Source organism: Amycolatopsis sp. NPDC101161 (assembly GCF_044768185.1).
Taxonomy (GTDB): domain Bacteria; phylum Actinomycetota; class Actinomycetes; order Mycobacteriales; family Pseudonocardiaceae; genus Amycolatopsis.
In genome coordinates, this window is record NZ_JBIWPI010000008.1 from 240,502 (window position 1) to 256,942 (window position 16,441).

Sequence of the window (16,441 nt, forward strand, 5' to 3'; positions counted from 1 at the left end):
CTCCGATTTCAGGGGCCGGCAGAGGGACCGAACGGATCCAGGCAGAAGCCGGACCAGGCGTCGGAGTACTCCGAGTCCGCCGCGGGGCTGAGCAGGTGGCGGTAGCGGCCGGCGTGGAACACCAGTGGCTCGCCCGCGGCGTCGGCGAGGTGGCGCACCTCGCCGACGAACAACGTGTGGTCACCGGCGGGGTGGGCGTCGACGATCTCCGCGGCCACCTGCGCCAGCGCCCCGGCCACGAGCGGAACTCCGACGTGGTCGTCGAAGCGTGGGAGCAGGTCCGGGTCCGGGCGGCCGCTGAAGTGCTTGCTGACGGGTTCCTGGTCCGCGGCGAGGACGCTGACGCCGTAGACGCCGCTGGCCAGGAGGAAGCCGTGCATCTTGGCGCGACGGGCGATGGACACCACGACGAGGGCGGGCTCGAGGGACACCGACATGAAGCCGTTCGCGGTCATGTGGTGCGGTCCCGCCGGGGTCGGCGTGCTGATGATCGTGATGCCGGTGGCGAACCGGCCCATGGCGTCGCGAAACCGCCGAGGGTCGACGTTCGCCGCCGGCGCGGCGGTACTCATGGGTCCTCCTTGGGTTTCCGGGTGCTCAGCTGGCGACCGCGCCCGCCGTCGCCAGCAACAGGTCCAGCAGGACGCCCTCGACATTCGCGGTGACGACGGTGTCGGCCAGTCCGGTGAAGGCGTCGAGCCAGGCACCCGGGTCGACGACGACCACGCGGCCGGCGCCCTTGACCGCCTGAAGCGTGCCGAGGTCGTGGCGCCCGAACCCGAGGTAGACCACGGGCGCGATGCTGCGCGCGAGCGGCCCGATCTCGAGCTGCGGCGGCGCCTCCCCCGCGGCGACCGCGGCGGCCGTCGCGACGAGCGCGATCCCCGGTGTCGCGGCGACGCGTTCGGCGACGCGGCGGGCACCGGTGCCCAGCCCCGGCCCGAGCCCGATGACCAGCCGCGCCGCGGCGAGCCTCGGGGCGTCCGGACGCTCGACCCGGCGCTCGACGGCGGTGCACGCACCGTCGCCGGTCGCGGTGCCACCGGCGAACTCGACGTCCGGCTCCCGCTGATCGCGAACGGCTCGCGCCGTGAAGGACCCGGGTCGCAGCGTGCCCATCGACGGGGTGGAGTGCGCGATCACCGGCGCGACCACGTCCGCCGACAGCGCCGGTTTGAGCCACAGCAGGTCCGGCTCGTCGGTGTCCGCGTCACGGACCTCCAGGGCGGTGAAGTCGCCGGTCAACCCGAGCCCGAGCCGCGCGGCGACGCGCGGGGCGTAGTCGCGGCCACGGGCGCTGAACGGCGCGATCACCGCGAACGGCGCGTGCGCGGCGATCGCCGTGCTCAGTGCGTCGGTGACCAGGTCCGTGCGGTAGTCGGCCGGCTCGGTTCCCCGCAGCACCAGCACCCGGTCGGCCCCGTGGGCGTAGAGCACGCGCGGGAGGTCGTGCGGCTGGTCGCACGGCAGCACCGCCACGATCGTGGCCCGCAGGTCGCCGGCGACCGAGCGGGCGCAGGCCAGCGCTTCGAGACTCGTCGGGTGGAGGCCACCGCCGGGCAGCGGCTCGGCGACCGCCCAGATCTCGCGCGACGGGCCGGCTACGACGACGTCGGCCTCGGGCTCAAGCGGCCCGAAGGCCTCCCGCAGCAGTGCGGCGGTGTCGAACCCGGCCCCGACGTACTCGGCCTTGCGTTCGCGGGCGTCGTGCCGGATCTCGGCCACGAAGGTCGGCGAACCCCGGGTGCCGAAGTCGCGCGGTCCGCCGCCGAGCTCCTCGGCGGTGAGCGTTTCGACGGCTGAGGGATCGGCTGCGGTCACGAAGGGCGGTTCGGCGCCCCGCCCGACGGAGACCACCGCGGGCAACGCGACGGTCCAGGCTTCCCGGCCGACGTCGGTTTCGACGTCGGCGGCGAGGACGCCGTCGCCGACCCGCAGGTTCGTGGCCTGGGTCAGCTGCGGGAACCCGGCCAGCTCCGCGACCTGCGGGCCGACCTGCGCGGTGCCGCCGTCCAGCGTCCACCGGCCGGTCAGCACCAGGTCCGGACGCTCCCGTTCGACGAGCCGGGCGAGCGCGCGGGCCGTCGCCAGGGTGTCGGCACCGGCGAACCGGCGGTCGACGAGGTGCACGGCCCGGTCGGCGCCCCGGCTCAGCGCGTCGAGCAGGGCCGACGCGGCGGCCGGCGGCCCCATCGTCACGGCCACCACCTCCCAGCCGGTCTCCGCCCGCAGGGTCAGCGCCTGCGCCAGCGCGTGCAGGTCCGGCGGGTTGGTGACGACCTGGTCGTCGTCCCGGCGGATCCGTTTCGTGCGTTCGTCGAAGGCGCCCCGCCCCGGCACCGGGACCTGCTTGAGGCAGACGAGAACGCGGCCCGGCGTGCTCACCCCTGCGCTCCCGCGTAGGCGTCGTCCTCGACGTCGTACTCGTCGCCCGGCGCGAGCATCCGGAACTCCTTCTTGCGCGCCCCGCACACGGGGCAGACCCAGTCGTCCGGGATGTCGGCGAACGACGTGCCGGGCTCGATCCCGCCTTCGGGGTCGCCGAGGCGGGGGTCGTACACGTCCTGGCAGACATCACAGATCCACAGCGCGGTGGCGGGATCGGCCTGGGTTTCTTCGGTGGCCACCAGCGTCTTCATCGACGCCTCCTTTCGAGGGTGGAAAAGGAGACGGCCCCGGAACTCGGGGTTTCCGAGGCCGTCTCCCCGCTTGGGTGCGGCGGGCGGATCAGGGCTCGAGCCCCGCCATGCGCGTCATCCCGCGCACGCCCAGCCCGCCGTCGCTGTGGATGATCGTGCCGGTGACCGCGGGGGCGCGTTCCTTGGCGGCGAGGAACGCGTAGGCCCAGGAGTGGTCCTCCGGCTGGGCGACGACACCCAGCGGGTTGATCCCCTTGATCAGGCCTTCGATGTCCGGGACGTCCTTCAGCGACTGGCCTTCGTTCGCCAGCGCGGGAATCCCCCGCAGGTCCGTGATCGTGCCGCCGGGCGCCACTCCGTTGACCCGCACGTGCGGCGACAGCTCGTACGCGAGCTCGGTCACCAGGCCGCGGACGGCGAACTTGGACGCCACGTAGAGCGGACCGCCGCCGCCGGGGTAGAACCCGGCGTTGGAAATGGTCAGGATCACCTGGCCCCGGTTCTCGATCAGCTGCTCCAGCGCGGCTTTCACGCTCAGCAGGTTGCTCTTCACGTTGACGCCGAAGAGCTGGTCGAACGCCTCGCCGATCTTGTCCTTCGGCAGCTGCGGGATCTCGGTGAAGTAGTCGAACACGCCCACCGCGCACACCAGCGTGGTCAGCGACCCGAACGCCTTCGTCACGTCCGCGACGGCGCGCTCGTTGTCCCACATGGAAGTCGCGTCGCCCTGCGTCACGACCACGGCGTCCGCGGGCAGTTTCTCCCGCAGGTCCCGCGCCTTCTCGGGCGAGATCTCGAGGATGCCGACCTTCGCGCCCTCTCGCACGTAGAGATCGACCACGGCCCGGCCGATACCCGATCCCCCGCCGGTGACGAGGGCGACCTTCCCGTCCAGGAAACCCATGGGAATCAGTCCTTTCCGAGCAGAGCCGACAGCGGGCGCGCGTTGAGCTCCGTGCCGGGGCCGTACGGGGTGTCGAGCAGCTTCGAAAACGTTTCGGGCGGCTGCCAGGTGAGGCTTTCCAGCTGCAGCGGGTCGAGCAGGGTCTGGAACCCGAGCCGGGGCGAGCTGACCAGGAGGCGCTCACGCTGGCCGGTACTGGTGTAGCTGACCTGGATCACCGTGAACTCGTTGGCGATCTGGATGATCGGGTCCTGGCCCTCGTTGTGGATGATGGTCACCGAACTGCCTCCGTCACATGATCAGGGCGAGGTTGTGCGTCATGACGGTGGTCTGGTCGAGCACGACCACCCGCTTGGCGAGCCGGTAGCCGCCGGCCACCCGGCGGAGCACGTCGTGGCGCTCGCCGGAGAGGATGTCGAACGTCGCGACGTCACCGCGGGTGCGGTAGAGCAGCAGGTTCGACTTGACGGCCAGCTCGCCCTCCGCCTCGCCGGCGGCGACCCGGACGTTGGTCACGAAGTGCCGCGATCGCGACGGCGGGTCCTCCGCCCACGCGTACTCGGTTTCCAGTCGCAGGACGCGCATTTCCATCGAGTCCCAGTCATCGTCCATCAGGGTCATCCCCTCGACGATGTCCGTGTCGGCCTCGCGTTCGCGCGTCACCCGCAGCGGCACGACGTACGACAGGTCCTCGGCCACCAGGTCGAGCCACTCGCGGTACTTGCCCGTGTCGAGCAGTTCGGCCTCGCCGAAGAGCCACTCGCTGACTTCGCGGACCGTGGCGTCGGTGATTTCCGTTGCTGTGGTCATGTTCGCTACGCCTCCGCCCGCGTGAGCGCTTCGGCCGCGGCGTCGGAGACCTTGCCGTTCCCGCTGTGCGAAGCCGGGTCCGTGACCATCAGCTGCATCCAGTACTCCATGAAGTTGCGCTGGTTGGCTTCGGCGTAGTCCATCGGGAACGCCTTGCCGGGACCGGGCCAGTCGGGGTCGGGCTCGTAGACGCCGCGGCCCATCTGGTAGTTGAGCTCCATGGTCTTGGCGTACTGGGCGCCCAGGACCCGGGTGATGCTGCGCCAGTTCTCGGCGTCGTCCTGCTCGAAGGCCCCGGAGATGCCGAACGTGCGCACGTAGGCCTGGTAGCTCTCTTCCTTGTACCAGTCCGGCGCTTCCTTCTCGACGAGGAAGAAGGACATGATCTCCATCTTGTCCGGGCCGATCGGGTGCCACAGCCGCAACGTCAGGAACGACGTCGGCGGCGAGACGTGGTCCTTCGACATCAGGAAGTTGCCGATCGACAGGTTCGGGAACACGGTGCCGTGGATGAACGCCACCGGCCGGAACACCTCGACCTGCTCCGGCGAAAGCCGGCGCTGCAGCTGCTCGACGATGTTCTCGGGCATACCCAGGAACTCGGGCAGCGGGATGCCCGGCGGCGGGCCGATGATGCCGAGGCCGTGGCCGTGCTCGGTGTGCACGTGCTCGCCGTAGAGCGCGAACTTCGGGTCCGGCGGGGCGAGCCCGAGCTCCACCATGGACCGGTGGGTCATCATCGTGTGGTAGGCGTCGCCGATGAAGTTGTCGGCACCGAGCTTCCAGTTCGCGTCGACGATCCAGCGTTGGGGGGCGCCGACGACCTGCAGGCCGGCGTCACTGCGGTCCAGCACGAGGTCGAGGTAGAACTTCATGTCCCCGAGGTAGTCGTCGAGGGACTGGGCGTCCGGGTCGAGGCAGCCGAAGATCAAACCCTTGTAGGTGTCCAGCTTGGGGACCGGCTTGAGCTGCCACAGGGACTTGTCGAGCTTGTTGCCGTACGCCTCGCGTCCGGCCGGGACGCCGACGAGGCTGCCTTTGTTGTTGTAGGTCCAGCCGTGGTACGGGCAGCGGAAATGGGACGCGTTCCCCATTTCGGCGCGGCACACCTGCATGCCGCGGTGGCGGCAGCTGTTCAGGTGGCCGCGGACTTCGCCGTCTTCGTCCCGGCAGACGATGAATTGATCTTCCGAGATGTACCGGACGACGTAGTCGCCGCGCTCCGGGATTTCGCTCTCGTGGGCGAGGAAAACCCAGGAGCGGCCGAAGACGCGCTCACGCTCGGCGTCGTGCATCTCCGGGTCGTTGATGATCGCGGCCGGAACGGTCCAGTCGGCCTCTACGTCACGCAAACCCTTCTCGAGGATCTGCCGGAGTTCATCCCTCAACATGTGACCGCCTTGGCGTCGGACATCTTTGTCTCCTCCGAAGAATCGCGAGCCCGGAATGGTCAGGGCCGCGTCAACAGCTTGACTGGCTTTCTAAGATACTAGTATCTTCAGCGTCGTTGTCAAACCCCAGTTATCCGCCGCGGAGGCGAACCGAAGGAGAGCGCACCATGGGAACACCCGTCCTGTCGCCGGAGTGGATGAAGTCCTACGCCGAGCTCTGGAACACCACGGACGCGACGCGCGAGGGCCTGAAGAAGCTGAGCATGGTCGTCGAGTACCGGCTCGCCGAGGACGAGAGCCGCGCGGGCCAGATCGAGGTCAACGCGGGCGAGGTCGTGCGCGCCGGCGCCCCGGCCGAAGGCGTGAAGCCGGACTTCCTGCTGACCGCGAAGGTCGAGACCTGGCAGCGTCTCGGCGATGGCGAGCTGCCCGCCGCCAAGGCGATGGTCACCCGGAAGGTCAAGTTCCGCGGGTCCATGTCGGTGGCGCTCGCCAACCTGCCCGGCCTCGAAGCCGCGATGAAGATGTTCGGCCAGATCGACGACACCGACTGGTCGGTGGGCTGACCGGGGTCGCGGGCGGCCGCCTCGACCTGCCCGAAGCCGGAGCGGGCGCCCGCTCCGGCTTCGGCACTGCCGACCAGACGGCGGGAGCCCCTGCTCCACCCGGCCCAATGAGCCGATCAGTGCACCCGGTACTCCCGTTTCGGCGCACCCCGCGCGCCATTGACACGCTAGAATCTCGGCGTGATCGACATACGCCCAACGCCGACCTTCCGCACCGAAGGGCCGGATAGTCCATGCCCATGATCGCGTCAGTCACCAAAACGGACCAGATCTACCAAGCACTCCTCACCCAGCTGCTCGAGGGCCGTCACCAGTTCGGCGAGATCCTCAGCACCTACGACCTCGCGACGGAGTTCGGCGTGAGCCGCCGGCCGGTCATGGACGCGGTGATGCGACTGGCCGCCGCCGGGTTCATCTCGGTCATCCCGCAGGTCGGCTGCCAGGTGACGGTCCCGGACGAACGCAAGGTGCGCGACCACTTCGCGGTGGCGGGCATCCTCGAGGGAGCGGGTGCCCGGCTCGCGGCACTCACCGCCACCGACGCCCAGCTGGCCGAGATCGACGACATGCTGGTGCGGGGCACCGGCCCGGCCAAGCGGAACGACGCCCTCGCCTTCGCCGGGGCCAACCGGGACTTCCACTCCGCCGTTCTGGCCGCCGGCGGCAACCAGCGCCTGGCCGACCTGGCGATGGACACCTGGGACCTCAACGACTTCTACCTGCAGAAGAACCGGTTGAGCACGGACCTGAAGCAGGCGCAGAGCGAGCACACCGAGATCGCGGAAGCGATCGAGCAGCGGGACGCGGAACGCGCCGGCAAGCTCATGGAGGAGCACGTTTCGCGGTTCTGGAAGTTCGTGGAAGTGTAGCTACATTCACCTGAACGGGTGTCATGCCTCCGGCCGTGACACCCGTTTTTCTTTTTCCCATCGGTGGCGGCGATTTCGCCGCCACCACGGCTTGCCTCTGAGATTCTAGTATGCCAACATGGGACGACGTCGTGACAGGAAGGAACGCTGTGGAGCAGCACGTAAGCATCTGGGGCGATTTGGCGGGCGTCGAGCTGCGCCAGCGGACCGTGGACGCGGCCGGCATCGCCACCCGGGTGGTGGAAGCGGGAAGCGGGCCCGCCCTCGTCATGGTGCACGGCACCGGCGGCCACCTGGAAGCCTACTCCCGCAACATCCGCGACCTGGCGAAAGAATTCCGGATCGTCGTCTACGACATGGCGGGACACGGACATTCGGCCAAGCCCGACCGGCCTTACACGATCGATTTCCTCAGCGACCACCTGATCGCGGTCCTGGACGCGCTGGGCATCGAAAAAGCCCACCTCTCCGGTGAGTCGCTCGGTGGCTGGGTGGCGGCGTGGACCGCGGCGCACCACCCCGGTCGCGTGGACCGGCTGGTGCTCAACACCCCGGGCAACATCACGAACAAGCCGGAGGTGATGGCCGGGCTGAAGGAATCGAGCATGAAGGCGGTCCGCGAGGCGAGCCGGCAGAGCGTGCGCACCAGGGTCGAGTGGCTCTTCCACGACAAGAGCCTCGTCACCGACGAGCTCGTCGACCTGCGGCTGCGGATCTACACCCAGCCGGGGTTCGAAGACGCGATGCGCAACATCCTCGCGGTGCAGGACTGGGAACACCGGCGGCCGTACGTCTGGTCGTCGCAGTGGTGCGGCCGCATCGTCTCGCCGACCCTGCTGCTGTGGACCGACCACGACCCGACGGCTTCGGTCGAAGAAGCCGCGCTGCTGGAAGAGCTGATCCCCGGGAGCCGCCTCGAGGTCATCGAGGGCGCGGGCCACTGGCCGCAGTGGGAGAAGCCGGACCAGTTCAACGAGACCCACATCAGGTTCTTGAAAGGAAAGTGATGACCGCACGAAACGGCGCCGCGTACCTCGACCGGCTGCGCACCCACAGCCCCGAGCTGTGGGTCGGGGCCGAGAAGATCACCGACGTGGCCGGGCACCGGGCGACGTCCGGCGCCGCGGCCGAGATCGCCCGCCTCTACGACCTGCAGTCCAAAAGCGACAGCATGCTCTTCTCCCCCGAAGACGGCGACGGCAAGGCGGGCGTGCAGTTCCTGATGCCCCGCACGGCCGAAGACCTCGAACTCCGCCGCGTCATGCACAAGCAGTGGGCGGACTCCAGCCTCGGCATGATGGGGCGCAGCACGGACTTCGTCAGCGCGATGCTGGTGGCGTGGAACGCCAACGCCGAGTTCTTCGGCGAAGGCGCCGACCGGGTGCGCGCTTACTACAAGTACGTGCGGGACAACGACCTCTTCCTGTCGCACGCCCTGGCGGACCCGCCGGTCGACCGGTCGAAGCCGCCGTCGCAGCAGCCCGACCCCTTCACCTACCTCGGCGTGAAGCGCGAAACCCCGGACGGCATCATCGTGAGCGGTGCGAAGATGCTGGCGACGGCCGCGCCCTACTCGGACGAGATCCTCGTCTGGCCCTTCTCGCTCCGGAAGTACGCGGCCGACGAAAAGCCCTACGCCATCGCGTTCGCCATCCCGGCCGACGCCCCGGGCGTCCGGCTGATCTGCCGCGAACCGTTCGGCGGCGGGAACAGCTTCGACCACCCGCTCTCCAGCCGGTTCGACGAGATGGACGCCGTGGTCGTGTTCGACGACGTGCTCGTCCCCTGGGAACGGGTCTTCATCAACCAGGACTTCGAGCGGGTCAACAACATCTGGGCGATCAACTCCAACGCCTTCACCGGCGTCCAGACCTCGGTCCGGCTGCTGGCGAAGCTCCAGTTCGTCGCGGGCATCGCCAAGCGGGCGACCGAGATCGTCAAGACCGACCAGTTCCCCCAGGTCCGCGACGCGCTCGGCGAGATCACCACCTACATCGAGCTGACCCGCGCCGCCGTCCTCGCCGCCGAAGCCGGCGCGCAGCGCAACGACGACGGCATCCTGTTCCCCGACGTCCGGCCCCTGTACGCGGTCCGCAACTCCGCGAACCGCTGGTACCCGCGCGTCCGCGAGATCCTGCAGCAGATCCTCGCCGGCGGCCTGCTCTACCAGCCGGCCGACGTGAGCGCGTTCGACTCGCCGATCGCCGCGGACATCGCCCGGTTCTACCGCGGGCCCGACACGAACAGCCTGGACCGCATCGCGATCTACAAGGTCGCCGCCGATCTCGCGGTCTCCGCCTTCGGCGGCCGACACGAGCTCTACGAACGGTTCTACGCGGGCGATCCCCTGTTCCTCCGCATCAACACCCAGTTCAACCAGTACGACTGGACCGAGCCGCTGGGCCTGATCGACGGGCTGCTGGCCACCTCGATCAAGGAGTCCGGGCTCCTGCCCGGCGGTACCGGGGAGGGTGCGGCAGCATGACGGTGCACGGGCGGCGGGCGCTGGTGACCGCCGGGTCGAGCGGGCTCGGCACGGCGATCGCGACGGCGCTGCGCGCGGACGGCGCCGAGGTGTTCATCACCGGGACCGGACCGCACACCGGCGAGGTCGCCCGGAAGATCGGGGCGGCGGGGTGGGCGGTCGCGGACTTCACCCAGCCCGGCGCCGCGGCCGCGGCGGCCGATGCCGCGCGCGAAACGCTCGGGGACATCGACATCCTGGTGTCCAACACCGGCGGCACCCGCGCGGCGAAGGCCACCGAACTCTCGGCGCAAGACTGGGATTCGGCCTACCGGCTCGTGCTGGACAGTGCGATCTCGCTGACCAACGCGGTGCTGCCGGGGATGTCCGCGGCCGGGTGGGGACGGCTGATCTACGTCACCTCGGTCGGCGTGGTGAAGCCGTTGCCCCTGTTGCACTTGTCCAACGTGATGCGGGCCGGGGTGGCGGCACTGGCGCGGTCGCTGGCCGCGGAGGTGGCGCCGCACGGCGTCACCACGCACGTCATCGCCCCCGCGCACATCGACACGCCGCGACGGCGCTCGCTCGCCGCGGCGCGCGCGGCCGCCGCGGGAGTCCCGACCGAAGAGCTGGAACGACGGCAGCTCGCGACCGAGCTGCCCGTCGGCCGGTGGGGCCGTCCCGAGGAGATCGCCGACCTCGTGACCCACCTCTGCTCGGAGTTCGCCGGCTTCCAGACCGGGCAGACCCACGTCGTCGACGGCGGGATGACCTCGACCTAGCGGGAGAACCATGACGAATTTCAGCCAGTGGATGCACAAGCTCCACGAAATGAAGGACTACGACCCGGAGCGGTCGATGCCGGAGCACCTGGTCACCCGCTCGGCAAGTGCCCGGTGGCTCGAGGAGGACGTGACCGGCAACCCCAGCCGGGTCGGCGTGCTGGCCGACGTGCCGGCGAAGTCGATGGAGTTCTACCTCCAGGAGATCCCGGCCGGCACGGCCACCGACCTCCAGCGCCACCTGCACGAGTCCGTCCATTGTGTACTCGAAGGCGACGGCTACTCCGAAATCGGGCCGGAAACCCTGCGGTGGTCGGCCGGGGACTTCGTCTACACCCCGCCGTGGGTCTGGCACCGGCACTACAACGACGGCACCGGACGCGTCCGCATGATCCTCGTCGAGAACTCGCGACAGCTCGACGCCCTCGGCATCAACCGGCGGGAAAGCGCCGGGAACATCCCCTACGACAAGATGGACAGGAGCTGACCCACCGATGGGTATTTCTCAGGTGGCCCACGCCGAACTCGCCGTGGCCGATCTCGACGAGGCGATCGGCTTCCACACCGACGTGCTGGGCATGCGGGAGCTCGGCCGCGCCGACGGCGCGGTGCGGCTCTCCGTCGGCATCGACGGCGGCTGCGACCTCGTGCTGACCGCCGGCGGGACCGGCGTCCGCAAGTTCGCCCTGCGGGTCGACGACGTCGACGACCTCGACCACTACGCGAAGCGGCTGGCCGAAGCCGGTGTCGTGACCGAGACCCGCACCGACGAACACCCCGGCGTGGTCCGGTCCCTGCAGTTCGCGGCGCCGTCCGGGCACGTCATGGAGCTCGCGGTGCTCTCGACCGGGCCGCAGTACATCCACCCGGCCAAGGCCCCCGCCCGCGGCGGGATCCGCGCGCTGGACTTCGACCACATCACCGTGCAGGCGCAGGACCCCAAGCCGCTGGTCGACTTCCTGGTCGAGCTGCTGGACTTCCAGGTGTCCGACATCTTCGCCCCGGCCCCCGGGGTGATCGGCGCGGCCTGGTGCCGGGCCAGCACGCTGCACCACGACATCGCGATCATCTCCACCCCGGAGGCCGGGAAGTCGCTGCACCACTACGCGCTCGGGATGGAGTCGTTCGACCACCTCAAGGTGGCCGCCGACGAGCTCGGCCGGCACGGCGTGCCGATCGAGGTCGGGCCGGGGCGCCACGGCGTGGGCGGCAACGTCTACACCTACTTCTGGGCCGCGGGCAACCGCTACGAGCTCTCGGCCGAGATGCCGCGAGTCCGGCGCAACGACCCGGTGGTGTGGGACGACTTCCCGAAGGCGTTCAGCCCGTGGGGCCTGCAGCCGCCGGAGTCGTTCGGCCACGCTTCCTGAAGATCCCCCGAACCGGTCCGCCCGGCAGGCAGGGCAGCCCCCCACCTGGGCTGCCGGGCGGACCGCCCCTTCCCGGTGCACGCGAGGAGACCCATGGCGCAGAAGTTCGGTGTCGACGACCTGCGCGGCGTCATCGCCGTGACGCCCACCCCGGCCCTGCCCGGCGCGGCCGCGCTCACCGCACGCGACACCGTGGACCTCGCCGAATCCGATCGCATGATCCGCGCGCTCGTCGCCGACGGTGTCGACGGGATCATCACCAACGGCACGCTCGGCGAGATGGCGACCCTCACGCTCGCCGAATGGCAGGCCTTCGCCGCGTGCGTCGCCGACGCCGTCGCGGACACCGCCCCGGACCTCCCGCTGTTCGTCGGGGCCACCACCCCCAACACGCGGGACACGGTCGACCGGATCCGCTTCCTGCGGGACCTCGGCGTGCGCGGCGTCATCCTCGGCCGTCCGATGTGGAGCGAACTCGGCGCCGACACGCTGCTCGCGTTCTACCGCGGCGTCGCCGGCCTGTTCCCGGACATGGCGATCGTCCTCTACGACAACCCCGAGGCGTTCAAGGGCCCGATCCCGTCGGCTGCCTACGCCGCGCTGTCGGAGGTCCCCCAGATCATCGGCGCGAAGTACATCGCGATCACGCCGAAGTTCGGCGCGGACATGGCTGCGGTCGGCAGCCGGCTCCGGTTGCTGCCGCTGGAGAGCGACTGGCTCGCGGCGCACACGCTGCACCCGGAGACGGCGCTCGGCTGCTGGAGCAGCAGCGCCCTGTGCGGCCCGGAGCCCGTGCTCGCCCTGCGTGACGCGATCCGGGCCGGCGACGTCGACGCGGCGCGCCACCTCACCCGGCGCATCGAGTGGACGTACGAGCCGTTCCTCGCCCGGACGAACTTCCCCGAGTTCTCGAAGTACAACATCACCCTCGAGAAGCTTCGCTTCGACGAAGCCGGCTACGTCACCGCCGGCCCCGCGCGCCCGCCATACCACGTCGTTCCCGGCCTTTACGCCGAAGGCGCGCGGGAAAACGGGCGGCGCTGGCGCGGGCTCGTCGGCGAAGTCCGTGGCCGAGACGCCTGAAACCCGCCCGGCACCGTGCTTGTGTGTGGCACGTCCGGGACCGCGGGAAACTGATGGCGCCGCCCCAGCCAGCCGGGGCGGCGCCATCAGTCGTCACCGGGGTTCAGTGCGTGCCGAGCGGCCCGAGCAGCCCACCCACCACCTGCCCCGCGGTCGCGACGACGCCGTCCAGCGGTGCGGGCACGCTGATCGGCAACCCGGCGATCGGTGCCGGTGCAGGCACCGGCGCAGGCGCGGGTGCCGGTGCCGGGGCGGGTCGCGCGGGTGGGCCGGCCGGCGCGGGGGCCGGCTTGGCCGGTGCGGGCGGGGCCGGCACGGCACCCGCGGCCGGTGGGCGCGGTGCCGCCGGCGGGGCCGGAACGGACGCCACGCTTTCGTCGTAAGTCGGATCTTCGCCGGCGTAACCGGGCTCGTCCGGTACGGCGAACGAACCCGCGGAATAGGTTCGCATCCACGCCATGACCTTGTTCAGGTAATCCTCGGAGTTGTTGTAACCGAGAATGGCACTCCGCAGTCCGGCGCCGGTGTTCAGATCGCGATCGGCGGCGCAGAGATACCGGCCGGCCGACTCGGTGGAATCGTAGACGTTCTGCACGTCCGCTTGGCCGTCACCGGATCCGTCCGTCCCCCATTTCTGCCAGGTCGAGGGGATGAACTGCATCGGGCCGGCGGCACGCGCCCATTGCCCGCTCCCCGCGTCGACCATCCTGGCGAAGCCCGGCGAACCGTCCAAGGCCGGACCGTAGACCGGCCGGACCATCGTCCCCTGCGCGTCCACATCGCCGTGGCGGGCGTGGTTCGACTCGATCTTGCCGATCCCCGCGAGCAGCGCCCAGCTCAGGTGACACCCCGGGTTCGCGCGACCGAGCGAGGCTTCGGCGCGGCGGTAGGCGTCGAGCACCGTGGCCGGAATGCCCGTGCTCGCACCGGATCCGGCGGCGGCGCCGAGCCGGTAGCCGGCCGGGACCGCGAGCGGCGGCAGCACCGGCACGCTGGGCAGCGTCGCTGGGAGCTCCACCCCCGGCACGGCCGGCGAGACCGGTTTCCCTTGCGCCGGCGGCCTGGTCGCGGCGGCCAGGGGAAAGGGCCGCCCGTCGGCCACGGGTTCGACCAGCAGCACCCCACCACCGACCACGAGCGCACTCGTGAGCGCGACCGCGGTACGGGCCCGGTGACGTTTCCCCGTCCTCCTGCGCGCTGCTCGGTGACTGCCTTCGCTGCGATTGCCGATCGGCACTGTCATGCCAGGTCCCTTTCCGTCGCGTCATCGAAACCGAGGACTGGTATGCTAAGATTCTAGCATGTTTCTTACCGGAAGAACGCCCGCAAAGAAAGGGTGGTGGGTCGATGCCCGTTGCCGTGTGCGCCCTGTCCCATTCGCCGCTGATCGGTTTCAACCAACCGGCTAAAGCCGTTGAGGAGCGGGTCGAGAAGGCTTTCGACCACGCGCGGCGCTTCATCGCCGGATTCGAGCCCGACCTCGTGGTGCTCTTCGCGCCCGACCACTACAACGGGTTCTTCTACGACATGATGCCGCCGTTCTGCATCGGGACGCAGGCGACCGCGCTCGGGGACTACGACACCCCGGCCGGCGAGCTCTCGGTCGCCGAGTCCGCGCGGACGCTGGCCAAAGACGTGCTGGCGGCCGGGATCGATGTCGCGCTATCCGAGCGGATGTACGTCGACCACGGGTTCTCCCAGCCGCTGCAGCTCCTGTTCGGCGGGCTCGACCGCGTTCCCGTCGTCCCCGTCTTCATCAACTCGGTCGCCGCGCCGCTCTGCCCCGTCGGCCGCGTCCGGCAGCTCGGCACGGCGATCGGCCACGCGAGCGCCCACCTCGACGAGCAGCGCGTGCTGTTCCTCGGCTCGGGCGGCCTCTCGCACGACCCGCCGGTGCCCCAGCTGGAAAACGCGACCGCGGAGGTCGCCGCGCGGCTGATCGACGGGCGCAACCCGACGCCCGAAGAGCGCGCCCGGCGACAGGCCCGCGTGATCGCCTCCGGCCTCGACCTGGCCGCGGGCACGTCGTCGATGCAGCCGATCAACCCCGAGTGGGACCAGCAGTTCCTCGATGTGGTTTCGGCGGGCGAACTCCGGCTCGTCGACGGCTGGAGCACCGAGTGGTTCGCCGAGCAGGCCGGCCACTCCTCGCACGAGGTGCGGACCTGGATCGCCGCGTACGCCGCGATGGCGGCCCGCGGGAAGTACGTGATGAACTACCGGTTCTACGAGCCGGTGCCCGAGTGGGTGGCGGGTTTCGCCGTCACCACCGCCGTTTCCGCCGACGCCTGATCCTCCGGACGCGGCGCCGGACCCGGCCGACGAGCGGGTCCGGCGCCGCGCGTTCCCGCCCGGCTTGAGAGGAAACCATGAAGTCAACGCTGACTCCGCCCCGGAACGGCCGCGGGCACCCTGTTCCCCACGCCGTCCTGCGCGAGGTCCGGGCGGTCACCACCCGCGCCCGGTCCGTGCTCGGCGATGCCCCGGGCCCGGACGTGCCGGACGAGTTCCCGGCCGCGGAAGCGGCGCTGGCCGAGCTCGCCGAACGGGTCGGCGAACTCGCCACCGCCGGCCACGCCGGCGCCGTCCTCGACCTGTTCATCGAGCTCTCCGACGTCCGCGAACGGCTGCGTCAGGCCCAGCTGGACCTCCGGATGCGCGTCCACGCCCAGGTCCAGGAGGCGCTGACCCGGCTGCAGGACGCCCGCTCGGTGGCCCGGCTCGCCGAATGCGTGCCGGACGCGGTGTGCCGGCTCGGTTTCGACCGCGCCCTGTTCTCGGAGATCCGGGAGTCGGTGTGGGTACCCCAGTCCTGCACCGTGCTGGGTGACGCCGCCTGGGCGGCGGAGATCCTGCGGATCGGGCGGGCGGAGTCCCCGGTCCTGGACCGCACGGTCGTCGAAACCGAAGCCGTGCGCAGGCGGCGCGCGCTGCTCGTCACGGACGCACAGCGCGAAGCGCGGGGGCTCGCCTGCCTGGTCGAGGCCGCCCGGCTGGAGTCCTATGTGGTCGCTCCCGTGGTCGGCGACGAAGGCGTGCTCGGGCTGGTGCACGCGGACCGGCACGGCCAGGGGCGTCAGGTCGACGAGTTCGACCGCGAGGTGTTCGGCACCTTCGCGCAGGGGCTGGGCATCGCGTTCCGGCGGACGGTGCTGGTCGAGCGCCTGCACTCGCTGCGGACCGAGGTCGGCCGGTTCACGATGAACCTCGCCGACGCCATGGACCGGATCCTGAGCACCGGCCACCCCGCGGCACCGGTCATCGGAGATCCCGTGGTCCCTCCGCCCGGGCCGGTGCCGGCCCGGTCCTTTGTGGAGTCGGAGCTGACCCCGCGGCAGCTGGAAGTACTGCGGCTCATGGGCGACGGCCGGACCAACGCCGCCATCGCGAGCCGGTTGACGATTTCCGAGGACACGGCCAAGTCCCACGTCAAGCAGATCCTGCGCAAGCTCGGCGCCGCGAACCGCGCGGAAGCGGTCTCGCTGTTCCTGCGGACCCAGCGGGGCCGGGAAACCGCCGAGCCCGCCTGACTCCTCACCAGAACTCGCTGTTCCTGCGGACCC

Annotated in this window: 18 protein-coding genes; 10 read left to right on the forward strand and 8 right to left on the reverse strand. The window is 70.5% G+C overall.

The features are described 5' to 3' along the window. Window positions 1-8 precede the first annotated feature (8 nt). From ACIRSS_RS47690 to ACIRSS_RS47720, 7 genes are all read right to left on the reverse strand, one after another. Window positions 9-572, reverse strand: a complete 564-nt coding sequence (locus ACIRSS_RS47690; RefSeq protein ID WP_400908380.1) for a flavin reductase family protein — start codon at window positions 570-572, stop codon at window positions 9-11. A 25-nt stretch (window positions 573-597) separates the two neighbouring features. After that, complete coding sequence (locus tag ACIRSS_RS47695) at window positions 598-2,385, reverse strand: electron transfer flavoprotein (protein ID WP_400908383.1); 1,788 nt, start codon at window positions 2,383-2,385, stop codon at window positions 598-600. Then, a complete protein-coding gene (locus ACIRSS_RS47700) occupies window positions 2,382-2,639 on the reverse strand; it encodes a rubredoxin (protein ID WP_285994591.1) in 258 nt (85 codons plus the stop codon). The genes ACIRSS_RS47695 and ACIRSS_RS47700 overlap by 4 nt, the downstream gene beginning before the upstream one ends. Before the next feature lie 88 nt (window positions 2,640-2,727). Further along, window positions 2,728-3,543, reverse strand: coding sequence for a 3-(cis-5,6-dihydroxycyclohexa-1,3-dien-1-yl)propanoate dehydrogenase (gene hcaB / locus ACIRSS_RS47705; RefSeq protein ID WP_400908385.1), 816 nt, complete (start codon window positions 3,541-3,543; stop codon window positions 2,728-2,730). A gap of 5 nt (window positions 3,544-3,548) precedes the next feature. Further along, window positions 3,549-3,821: a dihydrodiol dehydrogenase gene (locus tag ACIRSS_RS47710; protein WP_290057904.1), complete on the reverse strand. Its 273-nt coding sequence runs from the start codon at window positions 3,819-3,821 to the stop codon at window positions 3,549-3,551. A 13-nt stretch (window positions 3,822-3,834) separates the two neighbouring features. Beyond that, window positions 3,835-4,353 carry an aromatic-ring-hydroxylating dioxygenase subunit beta gene (locus ACIRSS_RS47715; RefSeq protein WP_400908388.1) on the reverse strand — a complete coding sequence of 173 codons (519 nt, stop codon included), beginning with the start codon at window positions 4,351-4,353 and terminating at the stop codon, window positions 3,835-3,837. Between the two features lie 5 nt (window positions 4,354-4,358). Then, window positions 4,359-5,744 carry a Rieske 2Fe-2S domain-containing protein gene (locus ACIRSS_RS47720; RefSeq protein WP_400908390.1) on the reverse strand — a complete coding sequence of 462 codons (1,386 nt, stop codon included), beginning with the start codon at window positions 5,742-5,744 and terminating at the stop codon, window positions 4,359-4,361. A gap of 167 nt (window positions 5,745-5,911) precedes the next feature. Between ACIRSS_RS47720 and ACIRSS_RS47725 the strand changes: the two genes are divergently transcribed. From ACIRSS_RS47725 to ACIRSS_RS47760, 8 genes are all read left to right on the forward strand, one after another. Continuing rightward, window positions 5,912-6,310 (forward strand): SCP2 sterol-binding domain-containing protein, encoded by a 399-nt coding sequence (locus tag ACIRSS_RS47725; RefSeq protein ID WP_400908391.1) that lies wholly within the window; start codon window positions 5,912-5,914, stop codon window positions 6,308-6,310. Window positions 6,311-6,549: 239 nt separating this feature from the next. Next, window positions 6,550-7,179: a GntR family transcriptional regulator gene (locus ACIRSS_RS47730; RefSeq protein WP_400908393.1), complete on the forward strand. Its 630-nt coding sequence runs from the start codon at window positions 6,550-6,552 to the stop codon at window positions 7,177-7,179. A gap of 149 nt (window positions 7,180-7,328) precedes the next feature. Further along, window positions 7,329-8,186 (forward strand): alpha/beta fold hydrolase, encoded by an 858-nt coding sequence (locus tag ACIRSS_RS47735; RefSeq protein WP_400908395.1) that lies wholly within the window; start codon window positions 7,329-7,331, stop codon window positions 8,184-8,186. Next, window positions 8,186-9,664 (forward strand): 4-hydroxyphenylacetate 3-hydroxylase family protein, encoded by a 1,479-nt coding sequence (locus ACIRSS_RS47740; RefSeq protein WP_400908398.1) that lies wholly within the window; start codon window positions 8,186-8,188, stop codon window positions 9,662-9,664. The genes ACIRSS_RS47735 and ACIRSS_RS47740 overlap by 1 nt, the downstream gene beginning before the upstream one ends. Beyond that, entirely contained in the window at window positions 9,661-10,425 is a 765-nt protein-coding gene (locus tag ACIRSS_RS47745; protein ID WP_400908400.1) for an SDR family oxidoreductase, read from the forward strand. The genes ACIRSS_RS47740 and ACIRSS_RS47745 overlap by 4 nt, the downstream gene beginning before the upstream one ends. Window positions 10,426-10,435: 10 nt before the next feature. After that, on the forward strand, window positions 10,436-10,912 hold the full coding sequence (locus ACIRSS_RS47750) for a cupin domain-containing protein (protein ID WP_400908402.1): 477 nt from the start codon (window positions 10,436-10,438) through the stop codon (window positions 10,910-10,912). Between the two features lie 7 nt (window positions 10,913-10,919). After that, complete coding sequence (locus ACIRSS_RS47755; RefSeq protein WP_400908405.1) at window positions 10,920-11,795, forward strand: VOC family protein; 876 nt, start codon at window positions 10,920-10,922, stop codon at window positions 11,793-11,795. A gap of 93 nt (window positions 11,796-11,888) precedes the next feature. Beyond that, the gene (locus tag ACIRSS_RS47760; protein ID WP_400908408.1) at window positions 11,889-12,878 is read left to right on the forward strand and encodes a dihydrodipicolinate synthase family protein; all 990 of its coding nucleotides are present in this window, start codon (window positions 11,889-11,891) and stop codon (window positions 12,876-12,878) included. A 103-nt stretch (window positions 12,879-12,981) separates the two neighbouring features. On the opposite strand, the gene ACIRSS_RS47765 is transcribed toward ACIRSS_RS47760, so the two are convergent. Next, window positions 12,982-14,121, reverse strand: coding sequence for a lytic transglycosylase domain-containing protein (locus ACIRSS_RS47765; RefSeq protein WP_400908411.1), 1,140 nt, complete (start codon window positions 14,119-14,121; stop codon window positions 12,982-12,984). 104 nt (window positions 14,122-14,225) lie between these two features. Between ACIRSS_RS47765 and ACIRSS_RS47770 the strand changes: the two genes are divergently transcribed. Together ACIRSS_RS47770 and ACIRSS_RS47775 are read left to right on the forward strand one after the other, a co-directional pair. Then, window positions 14,226-15,170: a 3-carboxyethylcatechol 2,3-dioxygenase gene (locus ACIRSS_RS47770; protein WP_400908413.1), complete on the forward strand. Its 945-nt coding sequence runs from the start codon at window positions 14,226-14,228 to the stop codon at window positions 15,168-15,170. Window positions 15,171-15,247: 77 nt separating this feature from the next. Beyond that, entirely contained in the window at window positions 15,248-16,408 is a 1,161-nt protein-coding gene (locus ACIRSS_RS47775) for a LuxR C-terminal-related transcriptional regulator (protein ID WP_400908415.1), read from the forward strand. Window positions 16,409-16,441: the final 33 nt, after the last annotated feature.